General features: G+C 71.2%; 19 protein-coding genes. 4 read left to right on the plus strand and 15 right to left on the minus strand.

All coding sequences use genetic code 11. The features are described from left to right. Nucleotides 1-371: 371 nt before the first annotated feature. The 15 genes from ACWEF2_RS29280 to pyrR form a co-directional block, all read right to left on the minus strand. Nucleotides 372-1,631, minus strand: coding sequence for a LuxR C-terminal-related transcriptional regulator (locus ACWEF2_RS29280; protein ID WP_453819550.1), 1,260 nt, complete (start codon nt 1,629-1,631; stop codon nt 372-374). A gap of 40 nt (nt 1,632-1,671) precedes the next feature. Then, complete coding sequence (locus tag ACWEF2_RS29285) at nt 1,672-3,996, minus strand: ATP-binding protein (RefSeq protein ID WP_453819551.1); 2,325 nt, start codon at nt 3,994-3,996, stop codon at nt 1,672-1,674. A gap of 302 nt (nt 3,997-4,298) precedes the next feature. Beyond that, nucleotides 4,299-5,486, minus strand: coding sequence for a methionine adenosyltransferase (gene metK, locus ACWEF2_RS29290; protein ID WP_453819552.1), 1,188 nt, complete (start codon nt 5,484-5,486; stop codon nt 4,299-4,301). A 208-nt stretch (nt 5,487-5,694) separates the two neighbouring features. After that, on the minus strand, nt 5,695-7,050 hold the full coding sequence (gene coaBC / locus ACWEF2_RS29295) for a bifunctional phosphopantothenoylcysteine decarboxylase/phosphopantothenate--cysteine ligase CoaBC (RefSeq protein ID WP_453819553.1): 1,356 nt from the start codon (nt 7,048-7,050) through the stop codon (nt 5,695-5,697). Nucleotides 7,051-7,058: 8 nt separating this feature from the next. Continuing rightward, on the minus strand, nt 7,059-7,322 hold the full coding sequence (gene rpoZ, locus ACWEF2_RS29300) for a DNA-directed RNA polymerase subunit omega (RefSeq protein ID WP_012889517.1): 264 nt from the start codon (nt 7,320-7,322) through the stop codon (nt 7,059-7,061). Nucleotides 7,323-7,335: 13 nt separating this feature from the next. Next, nucleotides 7,336-7,908, minus strand: coding sequence for a guanylate kinase (gene gmk / locus ACWEF2_RS29305; RefSeq protein ID WP_355590537.1), 573 nt, complete (start codon nt 7,906-7,908; stop codon nt 7,336-7,338). A 195-nt stretch (nt 7,909-8,103) separates the two neighbouring features. Beyond that, the gene (mihF, locus tag ACWEF2_RS29310) at nt 8,104-8,427 is read right to left on the minus strand and encodes an integration host factor, actinobacterial type (protein ID WP_012889515.1); all 324 of its coding nucleotides are present in this window, start codon (nt 8,425-8,427) and stop codon (nt 8,104-8,106) included. Between the two features lie 187 nt (nt 8,428-8,614). Beyond that, nucleotides 8,615-9,340 (minus strand): orotidine-5'-phosphate decarboxylase, encoded by a 726-nt coding sequence (gene pyrF / locus ACWEF2_RS29315; protein WP_453819554.1) that lies wholly within the window; start codon nt 9,338-9,340, stop codon nt 8,615-8,617. Further along, nucleotides 9,337-10,311 carry a dihydroorotate dehydrogenase gene (locus ACWEF2_RS29320; protein ID WP_355589921.1) on the minus strand — a complete coding sequence of 325 codons (975 nt, stop codon included), beginning with the start codon at nt 10,309-10,311 and terminating at the stop codon, nt 9,337-9,339. The genes pyrF and ACWEF2_RS29320 overlap by 4 nt, the downstream gene beginning before the upstream one ends. Further along, nucleotides 10,301-11,176: a dihydroorotate dehydrogenase electron transfer subunit gene (locus ACWEF2_RS29325; RefSeq protein WP_453819555.1), complete on the minus strand. Its 876-nt coding sequence runs from the start codon at nt 11,174-11,176 to the stop codon at nt 10,301-10,303. Before ACWEF2_RS29325 ends, ACWEF2_RS29320 begins: the two co-directional genes overlap by 11 nt. Nucleotides 11,177-11,344: 168 nt before the next feature. Next, nucleotides 11,345-14,665, minus strand: a complete 3,321-nt coding sequence (gene carB / locus ACWEF2_RS29330) for a carbamoyl-phosphate synthase large subunit (protein WP_453819556.1) — start codon at nt 14,663-14,665, stop codon at nt 11,345-11,347. Next, nucleotides 14,658-15,818: a glutamine-hydrolyzing carbamoyl-phosphate synthase small subunit gene (gene carA, locus ACWEF2_RS29335; RefSeq protein ID WP_453819557.1), complete on the minus strand. Its 1,161-nt coding sequence runs from the start codon at nt 15,816-15,818 to the stop codon at nt 14,658-14,660. Before carA ends, carB begins: the two co-directional genes overlap by 8 nt. Before the next feature lie 183 nt (nt 15,819-16,001). Next, nucleotides 16,002-17,297 (minus strand): dihydroorotase, encoded by a 1,296-nt coding sequence (locus tag ACWEF2_RS29340; RefSeq protein WP_453819558.1) that lies wholly within the window; start codon nt 17,295-17,297, stop codon nt 16,002-16,004. Then, the gene (locus ACWEF2_RS29345; RefSeq protein ID WP_453819559.1) at nt 17,294-18,226 is read right to left on the minus strand and encodes an aspartate carbamoyltransferase catalytic subunit; all 933 of its coding nucleotides are present in this window, start codon (nt 18,224-18,226) and stop codon (nt 17,294-17,296) included. Before ACWEF2_RS29345 ends, ACWEF2_RS29340 begins: the two co-directional genes overlap by 4 nt. After that, entirely contained in the window at nt 18,223-18,792 is a 570-nt protein-coding gene (pyrR, locus tag ACWEF2_RS29350) for a bifunctional pyr operon transcriptional regulator/uracil phosphoribosyltransferase PyrR (protein WP_453819560.1), read from the minus strand. Before pyrR ends, ACWEF2_RS29345 begins: the two co-directional genes overlap by 4 nt. Before the next feature lie 271 nt (nt 18,793-19,063). Between pyrR and ACWEF2_RS29355 the strand changes: the two genes are divergently transcribed. From ACWEF2_RS29355 to ACWEF2_RS29370, 4 genes are all read left to right on the plus strand, one after another. Continuing rightward, nucleotides 19,064-19,984, plus strand: a complete 921-nt coding sequence (locus ACWEF2_RS29355) for a F0F1 ATP synthase subunit gamma (RefSeq protein WP_453819561.1) — start codon at nt 19,064-19,066, stop codon at nt 19,982-19,984. 120 nt (nt 19,985-20,104) lie between these two features. After that, nucleotides 20,105-20,362 carry a DUF3040 domain-containing protein gene (locus ACWEF2_RS29360; protein WP_453819562.1) on the plus strand — a complete coding sequence of 86 codons (258 nt, stop codon included), beginning with the start codon at nt 20,105-20,107 and terminating at the stop codon, nt 20,360-20,362. 227 nt (nt 20,363-20,589) lie between these two features. After that, on the plus strand, nt 20,590-22,020 hold the full coding sequence (locus tag ACWEF2_RS29365) for an amino acid permease (RefSeq protein ID WP_453819563.1): 1,431 nt from the start codon (nt 20,590-20,592) through the stop codon (nt 22,018-22,020). 49 nt (nt 22,021-22,069) lie between these two features. After that, on the plus strand, nt 22,070-23,314 hold the full coding sequence (locus ACWEF2_RS29370; RefSeq protein WP_453819564.1) for an arginine deiminase: 1,245 nt from the start codon (nt 22,070-22,072) through the stop codon (nt 23,312-23,314). The last annotated feature ends 4 nt before the right edge of the window (nt 23,315-23,318 follow it).

Here is a 23,318-nt window from a genome sequence, read left to right on the forward strand (position 1 = left end):
CCCGCCGCGGTGAGGAGGGCTTCTGGGGCGGGATGACCGAGGGCGAGCGCAAGGGCGAGCGCCGCCGCGGGCCGGCCCGTCCACCGCATCGAGCGGTGAGTTGGCCTGCCCACCGGATCGGACGGGGAAGACAACCGACCGGCGGTTCACCACCCGGTGCGGAGACGGCCGGCCGACGCGTCGCGCCGGGCGGGGAAGGTGGTCGGCCAGTGGGTCACGCCCGACACAGGAAACACCCCAACATCACTTCAGGCGGAAGGGGACCCCTCCCTCGTGACCGCCTGACGCTGCGGAACGCTGGAGTACACGGTGTCCCACTGGCCGCTCCCATCATGGCCGCCGAGCTAATGCCCCCGCATCGGGCGATGTACCTATATGGACGGCTGATAATCGCTTTCCGCCACCCACGCCGCCACCTGGGTGCGGGAGGCGAGGCCGCCCTTGGCGAGGATGTTGCGGACGTGGGCGTCCACGGTGCGCTTGGCGATGTCCAGCCTCGTGGCGATCTCCGGGTTCGACAGCCCCTCGGTGATCAGCTCGGCCACCTGGAGCTCCCGGGCGCTCAGGGCGCCGCTGACCGGCCGCGCCCCCCGCCCGGCCTGGCGGGGGCGCGGTATGCGTCCCGCGCCGCGCAGCGGCTGCTGCGCGGCGGGCCGCCACCGGTCACCGGACGGTTCCAGGCCGATCTCGCGGTACGCCTCCAGCATCCGGAGCCGCCCTCCGGGCTCGCGGAGCACGATCGACCGCTCGACCAGCCCGGCGAGGACCGGCGCGACGCGCTCGGCCGCGAACCCGGCCGCGCGGCCGGCCCGCTCGGCGCCGGCCAGGTCGAAGGGGCCGGGCAGCGCCGACAGCAGCGTCCACAGCTCGCGCTGCTCGGCGTCGCAGAGCCGGAGGCTCCACTGGACGGCGGCCCGCAGGTCGCGGTGGCGAGGCAGCGCGGTCCTGCTGACCCCGGTCAGCAGGGTGAACCTGTGCCGCAGCCCCTCCAGCAGGTCCCGGGCCGACAGCGACCGCACCAGGGTGGCGGCGAGCTCGATCGCCAGAGGCAGCCCGTCCAGCCTGCCGCAGATCTCGGCGACCACCGGCGCGGTGACGGGGGTCAGCGCGAAGCCCGGGTCCACGGCCAGGGCCCGGTCCTCGAACAGCCGCACGGCCGAGGTGAGCGGAAGCGGCGCGAGTTGCAGCAGCCGCTCTCCCGGCAGGCCCAGCGGCCGGCGGCCGGTGACCACCACCACGGCCCTGGGCGTGCCGCGGACCAGGGTCGCCGCCAGCTCGGCGACCTCGCCGACGAGATGGTCGCAGGTGTCGAGCACGACGAGCAGCCGCCGGTCACCCAGCCACGCGGCGAGCTCCGGCGCCGAGCAGGCCCCGGGCAGGCCGAGCGCCTCGGCGAGGGCGGCCACCGGGTCGGCCGTGCCGGACAGTTCGGCCCGCCAGAGGCCGCCGCCGAACCGGCGGCGCAGCCTGCCGGCCAGCCGCAGGGCCGTACGGGTCTTGCCCACGCCGGCGGGGCCGGTGACGGTCATGAGCCTGACCTCGCCCAGATGGCGCAGCCCCTCGGCCAGTTCCTCGGCCCGTCCCACGAAACTGGACAGGTCAACAGGCAGATTTCCCGGCCGCCGCGCCATTTTTACCCTCCGAGTCCGCGGAAACGTTAGCAGGCGGCGGTTATGCGTGCCCCCGGCGCCGCCTGGTGGCCCAGGCCGCGATCTGAGCCCGCGCCGCGAAGCCGAGTTTGGCGAGGATGTGCTCGACGTGGGAGTCGACGGTCCGCTGGACGACCACCAGCCGATAGGCGATCTGCCGGTTGGTCAGCCCCTCGGCGACCAGCTCCGCGACCTCCCGCTCCCTGGGCGTCAGCGGTGCCCAGCGGGGGTCGTGCCGTACGGCGAAGCCCCCCGGGGCCTCCTCGCCGAGCGCGTAGGCGATCGCCCCCTCCAGGCCGAGCGCGGCCCCCTCTCGGTCCGCCTGCTCGGCCTCCCTGCGCGGCAGGTGCCTCCGGACCAGTTCGGCGCAGCGGCCACTCTCCTCGATCACCACCGGGTGGCCCCGCCCCAGCAGGCCCTTGTCGAGCCGTTCGGCGCGCGCCGCGGCGAGCAGCCGCCCGGCCCTGACCGGGTCGCCGTCGTCCGCCGCGGCGCAGGCCAGCAGCTCCAGGCAGAAGACGATCCCCATGGCGTCGGAGAAGTGCCGCTTGACCCGGAGGGAGTCGCGCGCGTGTCCGGCCGCCCGGGCGGCGTCACCCTCGGCCCAGGCGACCAGGCCCAGTCCGTAGTCGGCGTAGGCGCTCGCCCAGGTCTCCCCCAGCTCGTCACAGAGCCGCCGGCACTCCAGGAAGAGCCGCCCGGCCTCGGCCGCCTCCCCGCCCCAGACCAGGCTCGTGCCCAGCTCGACCATGGCGGGCAGCAGCACCTCCGGCAGTTCCCTGCGGGGGCGCAGCCGCTCGATCACCTCGCCCAGCATCCGCTCCGCGCGCCCCGGGTCGCCCTCGACGAAGGCCAGCGTGCCGGTCATCTTGAGCAGGACCAGCTGGACCAGGTCCCCGTCGGGCGGGCTGTGACGCCCGCACCGGGCCAGCAGCAGCCGGGCCTCGTCCAGGTCGCCTCGGGCGTTGGCGAGGTAGACGAGCGTGAGCATCCCCCACGACCACGGCTGGCCTCCCGGCGGGGTGCGGGCGAGCAGCCGCTCCAGCTGGTCGCGGCCCTCCCTGAGCATTCCGCAGGCCACCCAGAGGTACCACAGCGCCGCGGCCATCATCAGGCCCGTATCCCGCAGGGCCGGATCCGCCACGCACAGGTCGAGGGCCGCGCGGATGTTGGGCCACTCCCGCCTGACCCGGGTCCAGGTCTCCAGCTGGTCGCCGTGCCGGCCGGACGCCTTGCCCCTGAGCGCCAGCTCGAAGTAGTGGCGCAGATGGCGGCGGCGGAGTCGTTCCCCGTCCCCGGGGCCACCGATCTCCACCAGTTTGGCGGCGCCGTACTCCCGGATGATGTCCAGCAGCCGGTAGACCGTGCCGTCGTCCCGTTTCACCGGGATCACGATGGACTTGTCCACCAGGCCGAGCAGGGCGGGCAGGATCCGCTCGGCGGGCAGCGCCTCGTCGGCGCAGACCGCCTCGGCCGCGGCGGCGTCGAAGGCGGAGACGAAGACCGGCAGCCGGGCCCAGAGCAGCCGCTCGTCGGCGGTGCAGAGCCCGTGGCTCCAGTCGACGGTGGCGCCGACGGTCGGGTGCCGTCCGCCCGCCGTACGGCCCGACAGCAGCCAGAGCCGGTCGTCCAGGAGCTCCCTGATCCGGCCGAGCGTCAGCGCGCGCATCCGGACGGCGACCAGTTCGATGGCGAGCGGGATGCCGTCGAGCCTGGCGCAGATCTCGGCGATCTCCCTGGCGTTCCCCGCGGTGAGCGTGTAGCCGGGGTCGACGGCCCTCGCGCGTTCGAGGAACAGCGCCACCGCGTCACAGCGGGAGAGCACGACCGGGGAGTCCAGGACCCGCGGGTCCGGCAGGACCATCGGCGGGAGCGCCACGATGTGCTCGCCCGGAACGCCGAGCGACTGCCTGCTGGTGGCCAGGATCCGCAGCTGCGGGCTGCTCTCCAGCAGGGTCTGCGCCAGCCGTGCGCAGGCGTCCACCAGGTGCTCGCAGGTGTCGAGGATCAACAGGGTCCGCCGGTCGCGGAGGTGTTCGGCCAGGGCCTCGGCGTCCGGCAGGGCGGACGGGTCCGTCAGGTCGAGCGCGTGGGACACGGCCTGCTCCAGACGGCCGGGGTCGTTCACCCCCGCCAGCTCCACGAACCTGATGCCGTCGGCGAAGGCCCGGTGCACCCCGGACGCGGCCTTGACGGCCACCCGGGACTTGCCGATGCCCGCCACACCGGTGACGGTGACCAGCCTGGAGACCTGGAGGAGCCGCCTGACCTGGCGGACCTCCTCCTTGCGTCCCACGAAGCTCGTGACCTCCGCGGGCAGCTCACCCGTTCCCGGCCTCCTGACCACGCCTCTCCCCCAAGATCTCCATAAGAGAAGTTACACAGAGACTGACGCTCCAGGGACGGCGGGTGGTGGTCAAGGATCCCCGGCGACCCGTGGAACCGGCACGGCACGCCGGGGGTCACCTCGCCGGTTCCGGGTCTTCTCCCAGGTCTCCCCGGGGCTCTCCGGACCGGCCCGGTGAGGCGGGACGGGTGGATCGGGAACCCGGGCGGCGACTCCCCGGGTCGCGCCGCGGGCCGCGGCGAGTTCGATCACCCATGCCAACGGCCCCCGTGGGGTGTCCACGGGGGCCGTTGGCGGGACGGTCAGAGACCGGCGGCGGCGCGGAGGGCGTCGGCGCGGTCGGTGGCCTCCCAGGAGAACTCGGCCCGGCCGAAGTGGCCGTAGGCGGAGGTCGCAGAGTAGATCGGGCGCAGCAGGTCGAGGTCGCGGATGATCGCGGCCGGGCGCAGGTCGAAGACCTTGAGCACGGCTTCCTGGATCTTGTCGATCGCGGCCTTCTCGGTGCCGAAGGTCTCGACGAACACGCCGACCGGGTGTGCCTTGCCGATGGCGTAGGCGACCTGAACCTCGGCGCGGTCGGCCAGCCCGGCGGCCACGATGTTCTTGGCGACCCAGCGCATGGCGTAAGCCGCGGAGCGGTCCACCTTGGACGGGTCCTTGCCGGAGAAGGCGCCGCCGCCATGACGGGCCATGCCGCCGTAGGTGTCAACGATGATCTTGCGGCCGGTCAGGCCGGCGTCGCCCATCGGGCCGCCGATCTCGAAGCGGCCGGTCGGGTTGACCAGCAGGCGGTAGCCCTCGGTGGCGATCTCCAGGCCGGCGATCACCGGGTCGACCACGTGCTCCTTGATGTCCGGCGCGAGCATCTCCTTGAGGTCGATCTCGGCCGCGTGCTGGGTGGAGACGACCACGGTGTCGAGGCGGACCGGGCGGTCGCCGTCGTATTCGATGGTGACCTGGGTCTTGCCGTCGGGGCGCAGGTAGGGAACGGTCCCGTCCTTGCGGACCTGCGACAGGCGCTCGGCCAGGCGGTGCGCGAGCTGGATCGGCAGCGGCATCAGCTCGGGGGTCTCACGGCAGGCGTAGCCGAACATCAGGCCCTGGTCGCCGGCGCCCTGGCGGTCGAGCTCGTCGGCGACCTCGCCCTCACGGGTCTCGTAGGCGTCGTCGACACCCTGGGCGATGTCGGGGGACTGCGCGCCGATGGACACCGACACGCCGCAGGAGGCGCCGTCGAAGCCCTTGTGGGAGGCGTCGTAGCCGATCTCAAGGATCTTCTCCCGGATGAGCCCGGGAATGTCGACGTAGGTCTCCGTCGTCACCTCTCCGGCGACGTGGACCTGACCGGTGGTGATCAGCGTCTCGACCGCGACGCGGCTCTTGGGGTCACCCTTGAGCATGGCGTCGAGAATCGCGTCACTGATCTGGTCGGCGATCTTGTCCGGGTGGCCCTCTGTGACCGACTCGGAGGTGAACAGGCGACGGGACAAGTCAGTGGCTCCTCATGCAGCGGCTGCTGGCGTCTGGGGGCTCTGGCGTCGACACGACACCAGTAGCGCTCGCCGAATTGTAGCCCCACCTGGAGCGGCGCCGCGAAACCGTCTCGAACGCGGCGAGCCGAAGGCCCGCGCCTCCCGGAACATGCCCGGTCAGCGCCCCGTCCCCGCCTCCGGCCCCACCGCGGCCCCACGAGCCCGCTCAGGTGAGGCGCGCGGCGACGAGGTCCCAGACCACGTCGGCGAGGGCCTCCTTGGGGCCGCGCGGGATCTCCACCGGCTCCCCGTCCGCGACCAGGACCACCGCCTCGTTGTCCGGGGTGCCGAAGGCGAGGTTCTCTCCCACCTGGTTGACGACGAGCAGGTCACAGCCCTTGCGGGCGAGCTTGGCCCGCCCGTTGGCGAGCACGTCGTCGGTCTCGGCCGCGAACCCGGCGATCACCTGCGGGTACGGCTTGAGCCCCTCGCGGCGCCGCTCCCCCAGCTCAGCCAGGATGTCCGGATTTTTCACCAAATAGATGGGGTCCGGGTCGGTAGAGGACTTCTTGATCTTCGAGTCGCTCCGCGCGGCGGGCCGGAAGTCGGCGACGGCGGCGGCCATGACCACCGCGTCGGCTCCCCGCTCGGGACCCCCCACCGCGTCCAGCACGGCGGCGCGCATCTCCAGCGCCGACCCCACCCGGATCACCGTGGCCCCGGCCGGGTCGGGCAGGGCCACGTTGGCGGCGACCAGGACGACCTCCGCGCCGCGGGCGAGAGCCGTACGGGCCAGGGCGTAGCCCTGCAGGCCCGAGGAGCGGTTACCGAGGAAACGGACCGGATCGAGGGCCTCACGGGTGCCTCCCGCGGAGATCACCAGACGGCGCCCGGCCAGGTCCGCCGGGCGCCCCGACAGGACCCCCCGGCAGACCTCGAAGATCTCCTCGGGATCCGGCAGCCGCCCTCGGCCGGTGTCGGCACCGGTCAGGCGGCCCACGGCGGGCTCGACGACGATCGCGCCGCGCTCGCGGAGCGTGGCGACGTTGGCGCGGGTGGCGGGGTGCTCCCACATCTCGGTGTGCATCGCGGGGGCGAACACCACCGGGCAGCGCGCGGTCAGCAGGGTGTTGGTGAGCAGGTCGCCCGCCAGCCCGTGGGCGGCCTTGGCGAGCACGTCGGCGGTGGCGGGGGCGACCACCACCAGATCGGCGCCCTGCCCGATCCGGACGTGGGGCACCTCGTGCACGGAGTCCCAGACGTCGGTCGTCACGGGATTGCCCGACAGGGCGGCCCAGGTCGGCTCGCCGACGAAGCGGAGCGCCTCCCGGGTCGGGACGACCCGGACGTCGTGCCCGGACTCGGTGAACAGCCGGAGCAGCTCGCAGGCCTTGTAGGCGGCGATGCCGGCGCTCACACCGAGAACGACGGCGGGCCCGCGACGCCGGTCGCGTCCCCGGGGCTCCACGGTCACCGGGGCGCCGTCGCGGGCGTCGCCGGACGTCGGCGGTGTCCCGGCCGGGAGTGCTTCGGGGGGGTGGGCTCCGGGGGTGGCCGCCGCGCCCTCGCCAGGCGTCCGCATCGGCGGGACTAGCCCTCGATCGGCTCGGAGGTGAGCAGGCCCTCGCTGACCTCGCGCAGCGCGATGGAGAGCGGCTTCTCCTGGGCGTGGGTCTCCACGAGCGGGCCGACGTACTCCAGCAGGCCCTCGCCGAGCTGGGAGTAGTAGGCGTTGATCTGACGGGCCCGCTTCGAACCGAAGATCACAAGACTGTACTTGCTGTCGACGATGTCGAGCAGCGCGTCGATCGACGGGTTGGTGATGCCTTCGGAATAGGCCGCGTTCGTTGCCACGTTGTGTTTTCCCCTAGCTAGGTGAACGTCCGGGGCTCGAAGCCTCGGGAGCATCAGCCAATAAGGCTATCAGCCGATGACATACGTCCTCGACGGATGTGTTCACCAGGGTGAGGTCGAACTCCTGCTCGGCGGCCATCTCGATCCGGCCGGCGGCGAGGCGGCGGGCGATCACGTCCTCGGGCTCGGTGCCCCGGCCGCGCAGACGCTTCTCCAGCTCCTCCCAGCTCGGCGGGGCCAGGAAGATCAGCAGTGCCTCGGGCATGGTCGCACGGACCTGACGCGCCCCCTGCAGGTCGATCTCCAGCAGCGTGGGCACCCCCGCGGCGAGGCGGTCGAGCACCGGGCCGCGCGGCGTGCCGTACCGGTTGCCGGCGAACTCCGCCCACTCCAGCAGCTCGCCCGAGGCAGCGAGGCGGTCGAACTCCTCGTCGTCGGCGAAGAAGTACTCCACCCCGTGGGTCTCCCCCGGACGGGGCCTCCTGGTGGTCACCGAGACCGACAGCCACACCTCGGGGTGTGCCCGCCGAAGCTCGGCGACGACCGTGGACTTGCCGACGCCTGACGGCCCTGAGAGGACCGTCAGGCGGTTGCCGGTCGATCCGGGGAAGGCTTTCGCCCCCTCCGGACCTGCGACCGGGGATGCGGAGCCGCCGGACCCGCTCTCAGCGGTCGTCTCCGGGGCCCGACTCTCGTCGGGCCACGACGTTCCGGTCAACTCCAAAACCCCCCGTGATGCCGTTCCCGCGGATGCGGGGTGAGCGTGTGTACTGAACCGAGACTAGCTCTCGGCCCCGCCGAACTCACGCTCGAGCGAAGCCCTCTGGTTGGCGCCGAGACCCCGCACACGGCGGGACTCTGCGATGCCAAGCCGCTCCATCAGCTGCTTGGCGCGGACCTTGCCCACGCCGGGGAGCGACTCCAGAAGGGCCGAAACCTTCATCTTGCCGATGACGTCGTCGGCCTGCCCGTCTTTGAGCACCTCAGCCAGAGAGATAGCGCCGTGCTTCAGGCGGTTCTTAACCTCGGCACGCTCTCGGCGGGCCTTGGCAGCCTTCTCTAGGGCTGCGGCGCGCTGCTCAGGGGTAAGGGGAGGAAGAGCCACGCCGGGTCACCTCGAATTTCCTGTCGATGTACTCGGACGGGAAGGGAAACTAGCTGGTCATCGCGTTTCAAGCAACGTCAAGACCAGTTTCTTCTCTTAGAAAATCTACTTCGTCACCTTGTGTAGCGGGAAAGTCGCGGCGCGTCGATGAAACTACGCTCAACTCCGCGTTTCCTACGCCCCCTCGTCACAGGCCCCCTCGGGGGCTCCGCCCGCCCGCCGCGGACATCCGCCGGAGCGTCGCGGCGATTCCCGCCGCCGCCGCTCCCGGGTCCGCCGAGCCGGTGATCGGGCGGCCGATCACCAGAAGATCGGCCCCATCGGTGAAAGCCCGCTCGGGAGTCGCTACTCTGGCCTGATCCTGAGTCTCGGCGCCGGCGGGGCGGACGCCGGGGGTGATCAAAGTGATGTCCGGGCCGACCTCCGCCCGCACCGCGGCGACCTCGTGCGGCGAGCACACGAGGGCCTGGGCGCCCGCGCCGACGGCCATGACCGCCAGGCGGCGCACCGCGTCGCCCGAGGGACCCGCGACGCCGATCCGTTCCAGGTCGGCCTCCGAGAGCGACGTGAGCAGGGTCACGGCCGCGATCCGGCCGTCGGGCAGCCCGTCCACGGCCGCCCTGATCATCGCGGGCCCGCCGGTCGCGTGGACGGTCAGGATGGCCGGCTTCAGCCGGGCCACGGCCCGGACGGCCCCGGCGACCGTGTTGGGGATGTCGTGGAGCTTGAGATCGAGGAACACCTGGACCCCGCTCGCCCCGCGGATCGAGGGGATCACCTCAGGGCCGTGACGCAGATACAGTTCGAGTCCGACCTTGACCGTGCTGACGTGCGGCGTCACCAGGCTCGCCCAGCGGGCCGCGGTCTCCAGGTCGGGTGCGTCCAGGGCGACGGCGATGGGTGCGGGCGTCACAGGGAACTCTCCTCCAGGTCTATCCGGTGCCGGGTGGAAGCCCCCGGCGGGCGATGGGCCAGCCCGACGGCGTCGGCCAGCCGGTGGAACCCCCGCGCCGCCAGAAGCTCCTCCAGCTCCCGCAGGACGCGCAGGCAGGCGTAGGGGTCGTGGAAGAGCGCCGTGCCCACTGCGACGACGCAGGCGCCCGCCAGGACCATCTCGAAGGCGTCCCTTCCGGTCAGCACGCCGCCCATGCCGATGATGGGCACGCTGGGCAGCGCGGCGTGGACCTGCCACACACAGCGCACGGCCAGCGGCCGGATCGCCGGTCCCGACAGGCCGCCGGTGACCGCCGAGAGCGAGGGACGCATGGCCTCGGTGTCGATGCACATGCCGATCGGATTGTTGATCATTGAGAGCGCGTCGGCGCCGCCGTCCACGCACGCGCGGGCGACGCTCACCACGTCCACCACGTCCGGCGACAGCTTCGCCACCACCGGCACGTCGTAGCGCATCACCGAACGCACCGAGGCGATCACCTCGGCGGAGGCCGCCCCGTCGCGGGCGAAGACCCTGCCCCGGTCCTCGATGTTGGGACAGGACAGGTTGACCTCCACGGCGGTCACGCCGGGGGCGTCGGTGAGCCTGCGGGCCAGCGCGGTGTACTCGGCCACGGTGCCGCCGCCGATGGACACCACGGTCCGCACGCCCCGCTGGGAGAGCCAGGGCAGCTCGCGCTCCAGGAAGGCGTCCACGCCCGGCCCCTGGAGACCGACGGCGTTGAGCATGCCCGAGGGGGTCTCGGCCATCCGGGGCGTCGGACGGCCCGCCCTGGGGGCCATCGTGACCGATCGCGTGGTCAGCGCGCCGATCCGGCCGAGGTCGAAGAACTGGGCGAGCTCGGAGCCCGAGGCGGCGCACCCCGAGGCCGTGATGATCGGGTTGACCAGTTCCACGTGCCCCAGGTACGTCCGCATGTCAACTGACATTCCGTGATCCCCCACCAGGCGCCCCGAGCGCGTCAAACGGGATCGTCCCGACGTCGTCGAAGCGGACGCGCTCGCCCCGGAAGACCGGCCCCTCGACGCACGAGCGCAGCATCCGGGTCACCCCGTCGTCCCCGATGACCGGCAGCACGCACGTCATGCACACGCCGATTCCGCAGGCCATCCGCTCCTCAACCGCCACCTGGACCGGAATGTCGAACTCGACCGCCACGGCGGTGACGCCGCGCAGCATCTCCATCGGACCGCAGGCGTAGACCGCGTCGGCCCGGACGTCGGCGATCACACCGGGCAGCACGTCGGTCACCTTTCCGCGCATGCCCAGGGAGCCGTCCTCGGTGGTCAGGGTGGTGGTCTCCCCCATCCTGCGGGCCCGCAGCGCGCCGAACACCCGGTCGGCGGAGACCGCGCCCAGCACGAAGTCGACCCGGCAGCCGCGTCCCTGGAGGGCGTCGGCCACGGCGAAGAGCGTCGCCGAGCCGTACTCGCCGCCGACCATGACGCAGGTCACCGGGTCACGCGGCAGCGGGAAGGGCCGGCCGAGCGGCCCGACCAGATCGAGCGTGTCGCGGGCGCGGCGCTCGGCCAGCCAGGCCGTGCCGGGACCGCCCACGGTGAAGACGAACTCCACCGTGCCACCGTAGTCGGGTTTGACATCGTGAATGGAGAAGGCCCGGCGTGTCAGCATCGCCGTCTGCGAACCGCCGACCGCCACCCCGACGAAGTGGCCGGGCCGGAACCGCTCGGCGATGCCGGGCGCGACCACGGTCAGCGCATGATAGGCGTCGACCCGGCGCGTCGTCAGCACCGTGCCCGTCACCTGTACCGGAGTAACAGGCGTCGCTCTCACCTCCGCTTACGGCACAAGCATCGCAGGCGTGTCGTGCCCACGCTCGCGCCCGGCCCCTCACTTCCCTGCACGGACAGGCTCATTCTTCACCGACCGCGCCACCCGCTCGTCCCCTCAGCCGCACGGACCCATGGTCGCGCACGGCTCCTCACTCTCTCCACGGACGGCTCATCCCTCGCCGGCCGCTCCGCTCGCTCGTCCCCTCAGCCGCTCCGCGTGCTCCTGGAGAGACCGTACGCCGATGTCGCCACGGACGATGGCCTGAATGCCCTGTACGGCGGCGGCCAGTCCCTGCACCGTGGTGATACACGGAATCCCCCGCACCACCGCGGCGGTGCGGATCTCATATCCGTCCAGGCGCGGCCCCGACTGTCCCGGACTGCCGAACGGCGTGTTCACGATCAGATCCACCTCGCCGTCCAGAATCCGGCGCCCGATCGTCGGCTCGCCTCCCGCACCGGGCCCGTCGCTCTGCTTGCGCACCACCCGGGCACGGACCCCGTTCCGCCGCAGCACCTCCGCGGTCCCCTCCGTCGCCAGGATCTCGAACCCCAGGTCCGCCAGCGCCTTCACCGGGAACACCATGGCCCGCTTGTCCCGGTTGGCCACCGACACGAACGCCCGTCCCTTCACCGGCAGCGACCCGTACGCCGCCGCCTGCGACTTGGCGTACGCGGTGCCGAAGAACTCGTCGATCCCCATCACCTCGCCGGTGGAGCGCATCTCCGGTCCCAGCACCGTGTCCACCCCGGAGAACCGGTTGAACGGCAGTACCGCCTCCTTCACCGCGATCGGCGCGTCCAGCGGGAGCGACCCCCCGTCCCCGTCGGCCGGCAGCATCCCCTCCGCCCGCAGCTCACTCACGGTGGCGCCCAGCATGACCCGGGCCGCGGCGCGGGCCAGCGGCACCGCGGTCGCCTTGGACACGAACGGCACCGTCCGGCTCGCCCGCGGATTCGCCTCCAGCACGTAGAGGATGTTGGCCGACAACGCGTACTGCACGTTCAGCAGGCCGCGTACCCCCACCCCCCGGGCGATCGCCTCGGTCGCGGCGCGGATGCGTTTGATGTCGTGGCCGCCCAGCGTGATCGGCGGCAGCGAGCACGCCGAGTCGCCGGAGTGGATGCCGGCCTCCTCGATGTGCTCCATCACCCCGCCCAGATACAGTTCCTCCCCGTCGAACAGGGCGTCCACGTCGATCTCGACGGCCTCGTCGAGGAACCGGTCCACCAGCACGGGATGATCGCTGGCCGCGCCGGCCTTGGACATGTAGGCGGTCAGCGTGGCGTCGTCGTAGACGATCGCCATGCCCGCCCCGCCCAGCACGTAGGAGGGCCGCACCAGCACCGGATAGCCGATCTCCCCGGCGATCTCCACCGCCTCGTCCACGGTGACCGCGGTGCCGTGCTTGGGCGCCGGCAGCCCCGCCTCGGCCAGGACCCGGCCGAACGCTCCGCGCTCCTCGGCCAGGTGGATCGCCTCCGGCGAGGTGCCCACGATGGGTACCCCCGCGTCCTTGAGCGCCTGTGCCAGACCCAGCGGCGTCTGGCCGCCCAGCTGGACGATCACCCCGGCGACCGGGCCGGTGCGCTGCTCGGCGTGCACCACCTCCAGCACGTCCTCCAGCGTCAGCGGCTCGAAGTACAGCCGGTCGGAGGTGTCGTAGTCGGTGGAGACGGTCTCGGGGTTGCAGTTGACCATCACGGTCTCATAGCCCACCTTCGACAGCTCGAAGGAGGCGTGCACGCAGGCGTAGTCGAACTCGATGCCCTGGCCGATCCGGTTGGGCCCGGAGCCGAGGATGAGGACCTTGGGCCGGTCACCGGCCGGCACCTCGCTCTCCTCGTCGTAGGTGGAGTACAGGTACGGGGTCCGGGCGGCGAACTCGGCGGCGCAGGTGTCGACCGTGTGATACACCGGCCGCACCCCCAGCTCGTGGCGCAGATCCCGCACCCGCGCCTCCTCCGTCCCGCGCAACCCCGCGAGCTGGGCGTCGCTGAACCCGTACCGCTTGGCGGTGATCAGGAGCTCGGTGGTGAGCCGGGGGGCCTCGCGCACCTGGGCGGCGACCTCGTCGATCGCGAACAGCTGGTCCACGAACCACGGATCCACCGCGGTCGCCGCGTACAGCTCCCGCGCGGTGGCGCCGGCCCGGACGGCCTGCTGCATCGTCACCAGGCGGCTCTCATGCGGAGTCCGGCACGCCTCCAGCAGCGCGTCCTTGTCTCCCGGCGGGCCGGTCCAGGTGAAGACCGCGTCCTTCTTCTCCAGCGACCGCAGCGCCTTCTGCAGCGCCTCGGCGAACGAGCGGCCGATCGCCATCGCCTCGCCCACCGACTTCATGTGCGTGGTCAGCGTCTGGTCGGCGCCGGCGAACTTCTCGAAGGCGAACCTGGGCACCTTGACCACGACGTAGTCGAGCGTGGGTTCGAAGGAGGCCGGGGTCACGCCGGTGATGTCGTTGGGGATCTCGTCCAGCGTGTAGCCGACCGCGAGCTTCGCGGCGATCTTCGCGATCGGGAACCCCGTCGCCTTCGACGCCAGCGCGCTGGAACGCGACACCCTGGGGTTCATCTCGATCACCACCATCCGCCCGGTGCGCGGATCGACGGCGAACTGGATGTTGCAGCCGCCGGTGTCCACCCCCACCTCCCGGATCACCGCGATCGCCACGTCCCGCATGTTCTGATACTCGCGGTCGGTGAGGGTCAGCGCCGGAGCCACCGTGACGCTGTCGCCGGTGTGCACGCCCATCGGGTCCACGTTCTCGATCGAGCAGACGATCACCACGTTGTCGGCCCGGTCCCGCATCACCTCCAGCTCGTACTCCTTCCAGCCCAGGATCGACTCCTCCAGCAGCACCTCGGTGGTCGGAGACGCGTCCAGTCCCGCCCCGGCGATCCGCCGCAGCCCCTCCTGGTCGTGGGCGAACCCCGAGCCGACCCCGCCCATGGTGAACGACGGCCGCACCACCACCGGATACCCCAGCCCCTCCGCGGCGGCCAGGCACTCGTCCATGGTGTGACAGACCACCGACCGCGCGGAGGCGGCGTTCAGGCCCCGTTCGGCGGCGACCTTGGCCACGATGTTCTTGAACAGCTCCCGGTTCTCCCCGGCCTGGATCGCCGCCACGTCCGCGCCGATCATCTCCACGCCGTAGCGGTCCAGCACCCCGGCCTCGTGCAGCGCGATCGCGGTGTTCAGCGCGGTCTGCCCGCCCAGCGTGGGCAGCAGCGCGTCCGGCCGCTCCCGCTCGATGATCTTCTCCACGATCTCCGGGGTGATCGGCTCGACATACGTCGCGTCCGCGAACTCCGGATCCGTCATGATCGTCGCGGGGTTGCTGTTGACCAGCACCACCCGGTAGCCCTCCGCGCGCAGCACCCGGCAGGCCTGCGTGCCGGAGTAGTCGAACTCACACGCCTGCCCGATCACGATCGGCCCGGAACCGATCACCAGCACCGACTGGATATCCGTGCGCTTAGGCACCGCTGCTTCCCTCCGTCGTGTTCGTGATCTCGCCTGTCGCCCGTCCCCCGGTCTCCTCCATCAGCGCGCAGAACCGGTCGAAGAGGCCGGCGGAGTCGTGCGGGCCGGCGGCGGCCTCGGGGTGGTACTGGACGCTGAAGGCGGGACGGTCGATCAGCCGCAGCCCCTCGACGCAGTCGTCGTTGAGGTTGACGTGGGTGACCTCCGCCGGGCCGTACGGCGTGTCGAAGCGCCCCCGCAGAGGTGCCCGTACGGCGAAGCCGTGGTTGTGCGCGGAGATCTCCACCTTGCCGGTGCGGCGGTCCTGGACCGGCTGGTTGACCCCGCGGTGGCCGTAGCGCAGCTTGTAGGTGCCCAGTCCGAGGGCACGGCCGAAGATCTGGTTGCCGAAGCAGATGCCGAAGAACGGCCTGCCCGCCGCGAGGATCCCGCGCACCGCCTCGACCTGCCGGTCGGCGGTGGCCGGGTCTCCGGGGCCGTTGGAGAAGAACACGCCGTCCGGGTTGAGCGCGAGAATGTCCTCGGCGGTGCTTGAGGCAGGCAGGACGTGCACCTCGCAGCCGCGCTCGGCCATCCGGTGCGGGGTCATCGCCTTGATGCCGAGGTCCACGGCCGCCACGGTGAACCGCTTCTCGCCGATCGCCCGGACGACGTACGGCTCGGCGGTGGAGACCTGTTCGGCGAGGTCGGCGCCCTCCATCACGGGGCTGCGCCTGACCCGCTCCAGCAGTTCCTCGACCGGGGCGAGGGCCTGGCCGGAGAAGACCCCGGCCCGCATGGCGCCTCTTTCGCGCAGGTGGCGGGTGAGGGCGCGGGTGCCGGGGATGGCGATGCCGACGACGCCCTGTTCCCTGAGGCAGTCGTCGAGGGAGCGGGTGGCACGCCAGTTGGAGGAGACGCGGGCGGGCTCGCGGACCACGTAGCCGGAGACCCAGACACGCGACGACTCGGGGTCCTCGTCGTTGACCCCGGTGTTGCCGATGTGCGGTGCGGTCATCGCGACGATCTGGCGGTGGTAGGACGGGTCGGTAAGGGTCTCCTGGTAGCCGGTCATCCCGGTGTTGAAGACCATCTCGCCGAAGGTCTCACCCTCGGCGCCGTAAGGGCTCCCCTGGAAGACTCGGCCGTCTTCCAGCACTAGCACTGCGGTCACTCACATACCCCGATCATCTCGGTCATTGCTCCGCAAAGTATGAAATATCTGGCGCGCGACAGGGGCGCGTCTCCATGATGTGGGACGACGGCGCGCCGTACGGGTAGCGGGGCCGGACCCCGGCGTGCCGGGCACGGCCGGCCCCTGGAGCCCGTACGCCCCACCGGGCACCGGGCGGGGATGTCACGCGAGCTTTCCGTCCAGGACGGTCGGCCTGCCCCGCAGGAAGGTCGCCACGACGCGGCCGGGAAGGGTCCTGCCCTCGTAGGGGGTGTTACGGCTCTTGGAGGCGTAGCCCGCGGGGTCGACCTCGGCGCGCGCGGCGGCGTCGTAGAGGGTGATGTTGGCCACGGCGCCGACCTCGATGGGCCGGCCGTGGTCCTGGACCCGGCCGATCCTGGCCGGGGCGTAGGACATGCGCTCGGCGACACCGGCCCAGTCGAGCAGCCCGGTCTCGACCATGGCCTCCTGCACCACCGACAGCGCCGTCTCCAGGCCGATCATGCCCATGGCCGCGGCGGCCCACTCGGTCTCCTTGTCCTCGACCGGGTGCGGGGCGTGGTCGGTGGCGACGCAGTCGATCGTGCCGTCGGCCAGGGCCTCGCGCAGCGCCGCGACGTCGGCGCGGGTGCGCAGCGGCGGGTTCACCTTGTAGATCGGGTTGTAGGAGCCCACCGGGGAGCTCTCCACGAGGTCGTCGGTGAGGAGCAGGTGGTGCGGGGTCACCTCGGCGGTGACGTCCCAGCCCTTCGACTTGGCCCAGCGAATGATCTCCACGGAGCCCGCGGTGGACACGTGGCAGATGTGGAGGCGGGAGCCGACGTGCGCGGCGAGCAGGCAGTCACGGGCGATGATCGCCTCCTCGGCGACCGCGGGCCAGCCGGTCAGGCCGAGCCTGCCGGAGACCGCGCCCTCGTTCATCTGCGCGTCGGAGGTCAGGCGCGGTTCCTGGGCGTGCTGGGCGACCACCCCGTCGAACGCCTTGACGTACTCCAGCGCGCGGCGCATGAGCACCGCGTCGGAGACGCACCTGCCGTCGTCGGAGAAGACGCGGACCCGCGCGGCGGAGTCGGCCATCGCGCCGAGCTCGGCCAGCCGCTCGCCGCCGAGGCCGACGGTGACGGCGCCGACCGGGCGGACGTCGCAGTGGCCGGCCTCCTGCCCGAGGCGCCAGACCTGCTCGACGACGCCTGCGGTGTCGGCGACCGGGTCGGTGTTGGCCATGGCGTGCACCGCGGTGTAGCCGCCCAGGGCCGCGGCGCGGGTGCCGCTTTCGACGGTCTCCGCGTCCTCGCGGCCGGGCTCGCGCAGGTGGGTGTGGAGGTCCACCAGGCCGGGCAGCGCGATGAGACCCCGGGCGTCGAGCGTCTCGTCGCCGCTCGGTTCTCCGCCGATCGCGGCGATGACGCCGTCCCGGATCAGGATGTCGGCCGGCTCTCCGCCGAGGATGCTCGCGCCCTTGATGACGATGCTGGTCACTGGATCTCTCCCCCGAGGTCGGCGCCGCCAAGCAGCAGGTACAGGACGGCCATGCGCGTGGTCACACCGTTGGCGACCTGCTCGACGATGGTCGAGCGCGGCGAGTCGGCCACCTCGGCCGCGATCTCCATTCCGCGGTTCATCGGCCCCGGATGCATCACGATGGCGTTGTCGTGCATCCTGGCGACGCGGTCGCGGTCGAGGCCGTAGCGGCGGCTGTACTCGCGCTCGGTGGGGAAGAACGCGGCGTTCATCCGCTCGCGCTGCACGCGCAGCATCATCACCACGTCCGACTTGGGCAGCACGGCGTCGAGGTCGTAGGAGACCTCGCACGGCCAGGAGTCCACGGTCACCGGGAGCAGGGTCGGCGGGGCGACCAGGGTCACCTGGGCGCCGAGCGTGGCCAGCAGGAGCACGTTGGAGCGGGCCACCCGGCTGTGCAGAACGTCGCCGACGATCGTGACCTTCCTGCCGTCCAGCGCGCCGAGGCGGCGGCGCATGGTGAAGGCGTCGAGCAGGGCCTGGGTGGGGTGCTCGTGGGTGCCGTCGCCCGCGTTGACGACGCTGCCGTGCACCCAGCCAGCCAGGCGGTACGGCGCTCCGGAGGCGCCGTGCCGGATGACGACGGCGTCGGCGCCCATCGCCTCCAGGGTGAGCGCGGTGTCCTTCAGCGACTCGCCCTTGGAGACGCTGGAGCCCTTGGCGGAGAAGTTGATGACGTCCGCCGACAGGCGCTTGGCCGCGGCCTCGAAGGAGATCCGGGTGCGGGTGGAGTCCTCGAAGAAGAGGTTCACCACGGTACGGCCGCGCAGGGTGGGCAGCTTCTTGATCGAGCGGTCCGAGATCTTCGCCAGCTCGTCGGCGGTGTCCAGGATCAACAGGGCGTCGTCGCGGCTCAGGTCCGCCGCCGAGATCAGGTGCCGCTTCACTTGTCGTCCTCCTTCAGCAGCAGCACGGCGTCACGGCCGTCGTTCTCCTCCAGGTAGACCCTGACGATCTCGGACTTGGCGGTGGGGAGGTTCTTGCCCACGTAGTCGGCCCGGATGGGCAGCTCGCGGTGGCCCCGGTCGACCAGGGCCGCGAGCTGGACGGCCCGCGGGCGGCCCAGGTCGTTGAGCGCGTCGAGCGCGGAGCGGACGGTGCGGCCGGAGTAGAGGACGTCGTCGACGAGGACGACGGTCCTGCCGTCGATGCCGTCGGCGGGAAGCTCGGTGCGGCCGAGCGCGCGGGCGGGCCGCAGGCGCAGGTCGTCGCGGTACATCGTCACGTCGAGGGATCCGAAGGGCACCGGGCGGCCCTCGAACTGCTCAAGGTAGGCGGCGAGCCGGCGGGCGAGGTAGACGCCCCGGGTGGGGATGCCCAGCAGGACGATGTCCTCGGCACCCTTGGTGCGCTCAAGGATCTCGTGGGAGATGCGGATCAGCGCGCGGTTGATGTCAGGTCCCTCAAGGACCGCGCGGGCGCCGCCGCGGGCATGCGAAACAGGATCAGCCAAAGAGAACACCACCTTTCCCGCCTCACAGGACGGGGCTTAAAGGAAGCCGACGCCTCACGGTAGCAGCCGGGGGGCGGCTCCTCAGAATCGCCCCCTTCATCCCCGAACATCATCAAAACACGACATATGACGATCTGAGGTGCAATGACCCCCGACAGGGCGGTCGATTGACGAAATCCGGCCCCCTTCCGGAGGTAACGCCGGACCACCGGGGGGCAGGGCCGCGGGGAAGGGGGCATCCCGGCCAGGAGCAGACCTCGGGGAGAACACCATGGGCGCCGAACTCCGCGCGATCCGCGCACGCATCCGGTCCGTCACCTCGACGGCCAAGATCACGCGAGCCCAGGAGCTCATCGCGTCCTCCCGGATCCCCGGGGCCCGCCGGCGCCTCGACGCCGCCAGGCCGTACGCCAGGGAGATCACCAGGGCGGCCTCCATCCTGATCAGCCACGGCACCCACATGAACCACGCGCTGCTCAACCTCAGGCCGGACACCTCCCGGGTGGCCGTGCTGCTGATGAGCAGCGACCGGGGCTTCTGCGGCGGCTTCAACAACAACGTGCTGCGCCAGAGCGACGCCCTGGCCGCGCTCCTGCGCGCGCAGGACAAGGAACCGGTGTTCTACCTGTGCGGACGCAAGGCGGTGGACTTCTACCGCTTCCGGCACCGGAGGACGGAGCGGGAGTGGGTCGGCCTCTCCGACCATCCGGCCTACGAGGTCGCCGCGGAGATCGGCCAGACGCTGGTGGACGCCTTCGACATGCCCACCAGGGCGGGCGGGGTGGGCGAGGTGCACGTCGTGTTCACCGAGTTCGTGTCCATGCTGGCCCAGCAGACCCGCGCGCACCGGATCCTGCCCCTGGAGATCGAGGAGAGGGAGATGGGCGGAGAGGCCGGGGACCCCACCGGCGCCCCGCCTCCGTACGAGTTCGAGCCCTCGGCCGGGGCGGTGCTCGACCTGCTGCTGCGGCAGTACGTCAGGGGCCGGATCTGGGGCATGCTGCTGGAGTCCAGCGCCTCCGAGCACGCCGCCAGGCGGCAGGCGATGACGTCGGCCACCGAGAACGCCCGCGAGCTCATCGGGCAGCTCACCCGCCGCGCCAACTCCGCGCGCCAGGCCGAGATCACCACCGAGCTCACCGAGATCGCGAGCGGCGCCGAGGCGCTGTCCCGATCGACGGACGAGGGATGAATCGACGGACGAGGATGAGAGGAACGGCCACCGGGAAGATCTACCCCATTCGCTTGGCAAAAAGGGACAAAAGGCCATTAAAATCCTCTGCATCATCGCCTGCCATCGGAGGACCGTCGCATGAGCCTGTCCACTCGCGAGAAGCGCGCCCTCGGCGGGATCGCCGACCGGCTCCACGCCGAGGACCCGGCTCTGGCGCGCGCCCTCGCGTCCTTCGCCACCGGCGCGATCATCACCGAGACCCTGCCGTCCCGCCGGCGCGTGTTTCCGGTGGTACTGCTCGGCGCGGTCATGACGATCATGGCGGTGGCACTTCCCGCCGTCGCGGGAACGGGTCCCGGCTCGGGGCCCACCACCCGCGTTTTCCCCCGGGGCTGACCCCCGCTTCTCCCGGGGCCGACCCCCGCCGCCGGCCCCATCGTCCCCACCTCCCCCACCGCCCCCGCTCGAACCGGAAGCGGACGGAGGCCGGCCCCGAACCCCTCCCCGGGGACGGGGCGCCATCCACCCTGACGTGGGGTTTCATCCCTTCTACCGCCGGGGACCTCATGTGGTATTGCCACTAAATCTGGGCAATATGGGATATCCATGCCGGAGGGCACCAGATGGGGGATTCTCATGGTGAGCGTCCGCGAGGACGCACCGCCGCCGAAGAGGGAGTGATCCGCGACGAGGCGGCCGAGGTCATCGCCTCGGAACACGGCAAGCTGGGTCTCCCCGCGTCGATCTCCCTCATCGTGGGCAACATCGTGGGCACGGGGGTGTTCCTGCTGCCGGCCTCGCTCGCCGTGTACGGCACGGTGAGCATCCTGGCGATGGGCCTGGTGTCGATCGGCGCCATCGCGCTCGCCATGGTGTTCGGCAGGCTCGGTGCGCGCCTGCCGGCGGGAGGCGGCCCCTACGCCTACGCCAAGGACGCCTTCGGCGAGTTCCCCGGCTTCTGGAACGCCTGGTCGTTCTGGCTGACCGCCTGGATCGGCAACGCCGCCATCGCCGTCGTCTGGGTCAACTACGTCAACTACTTCCTGCACTGGGACTCCCCCGGCGCCCAGATCGCGCTGGCGCTGGTGGCCCTGTGGATCCCGGCTCTGGTCAACCTGAGCGGCGTGAAGAACATCGGCGCCTTCGCGGTGGTCACCACCGTGCTGAAGTTCATCCCGCTGATCTTCGTCGCCGTGGTGGGCCTGTTCTTCATCCGGGGCGGCAACTTCGGCCCGTTCAACGCCACCGGTGGAAACTGGCTCGGCGCCCTGTCCACCGCGGGCGCGCTCGCGCTGTTCATCTACTCCGGCGTCGAGAGCGTCACCATCGTGGCCGAGAAGATCAAGGACCCGGCGCGCAACATCGGCAGGGCCAGCGTCTACGGCGTGCTGATCTGCGCCGCGATGTACATGCTCAGCACCGTCGCCATCTTCGGCACCGTCCCGCACCAGGCCCTCGCCACGTCCAGCGCCCCGTTCGCCGACGCGATCAACAACATGTTCGGCGGCGGCATCGGCGGCGGCATCATGGCCGCCTGCGCGATCGTCTCCGGCATCGGCGCGATCAACGGCTGGACGATGCTGGTCGCGGAGATGCCGATGGCCGCGGCCAGGGACGGCCTGTTCCCCGGCGCCTTCGCCAGGGAGTCACGCCGCGGCGTGCCCTGGGTCGGCATCGTCCTGGGCACATTCCTGACCTCCCTGGTCGCCGTCTACAACTACTTCGGCACGACCAACGGCTTCAACAAGATCCTGCTGATCGCCACCTTCACCACCGTCATCCCCTATTTCTTCTCCGGGTGTGCTCAGTTGTTCTGGCTGGTGACCCGCGCCCGGCGGGTCAGCGGGACCCGGCTGGGCCGTGACCTCGCCATCACCGCCGTGGCGATCCTGTTCGCCTTCTGGATGACGTACGGCGCGGGCATGGAGGCCATCTTCATCGGCTTCCTGATGCTCCTGGTGGGTATCCCTGTCTACATCTGGACCAAGGCGAAACGCGGTGAGTACGGTCCCGGGGACGAAGTCACCCCCTCATCCTCCGGACGATCCCAGTAGCGACGACCCTGTCAACGGACCCCCCGTCAGCGACGACGAAGGAAGAGAAATGGCTTTTCATGTCGACTCCGAAGTGGGCCAGCTCCGTCAGGTCCTGCTCCACAAACCCGAACTGGCCCTGAAGCGGCTCACCCCGTCGAACAAGGACGACTTCCTCTTCGACGACGTGCTGTGGGTGCAGCGCGCGCTGGAGGAGCACGAGGAGTTCCAGAGGGTGCTGCACGACCACGGTGTCACCGTCTACATGCTGGCCGACCTGCTGCGCGAGACGATCGACATCCCCGAGGCCCGCAAGTACATCCTCGACCACGTCATCGACGAGCGCTTCTACGGGCCGATGGCCGTCGACGCCCTCCGCAACGCGCTGGACGCGATGGACTCCACCGAACTCCAGCAGTACCTCACCGGCGGTATCACCAAACGCGAGCTGGTGGAGCGGGGCACCGATCCCAAGAGCCTCGCCTTCCACACGCTCGCCACGGACGACTTCGTCCTGCCGCCGCTGCCCAACCACCTGTTCGCCCGTGACACCTCCTGCTGGATCTACGACGGCGTCTCCATCAACGCGATGCGGAAGAAGGCCCGCCAGCGCGAGACGGTGAACTACGAGGCCGTCTACCGCTATCACCCGCTGTTCGCCGCCGGCTACAACCGGCCGGGCGAGGACGGTTTCAACATCTGGATGCCCGGCATGGCGTGCGCGCCGGCCACCATCGAGGGCGGTGACGTGCTCGTCATCGGCAACGGGGCGGTGCTGATCGGGATGAGCGAGCGCACCCAGCCCCAGGCGGTGGAGATGCTCGCGCAGAGCATGTTCGCCAAGGGCGCCGCGGAGAAGATCGTCGCGTTGAACATGCCGAAGGCCCGGGCGTTCATGCATCTGGACACGGTGATGACCAACGTGGACGTCGGGGTGTTCACCAAGTTCGCCGGGCTGGGCATGCTGCCCTCCTACACGGTGGAGCCCGGTGACACCGAGAAGGAGCTCAAAATCACCGATCATGCTCCGGAGGACATGCACCGGGCCATCGCCCAGGCCGTCGGCCTGGACGAGATCAAGATCCTCACCCCGGTCCAGGACGTCTACGCGGCCGAACGGGAACAGTGGGACGACGGCTGCAACGTGCTGGCCCTCGAACCCGGCGTGGTCGTCGCCTACGAGCGCAACACCACCACCAACAACTACCTGCGTGACAACGGCATCGAGGTGATCACGATCCGGGGCAGCGAACTCGGCCGCGGCCGTGGCGGCCCCCGGTGCATGAGCTGCCCGCTGGAACGCGACGGCGCCTGATCTC

The sequence above is a fragment of the Streptosporangium sp. NPDC004631 genome, assembly GCF_053601935.1.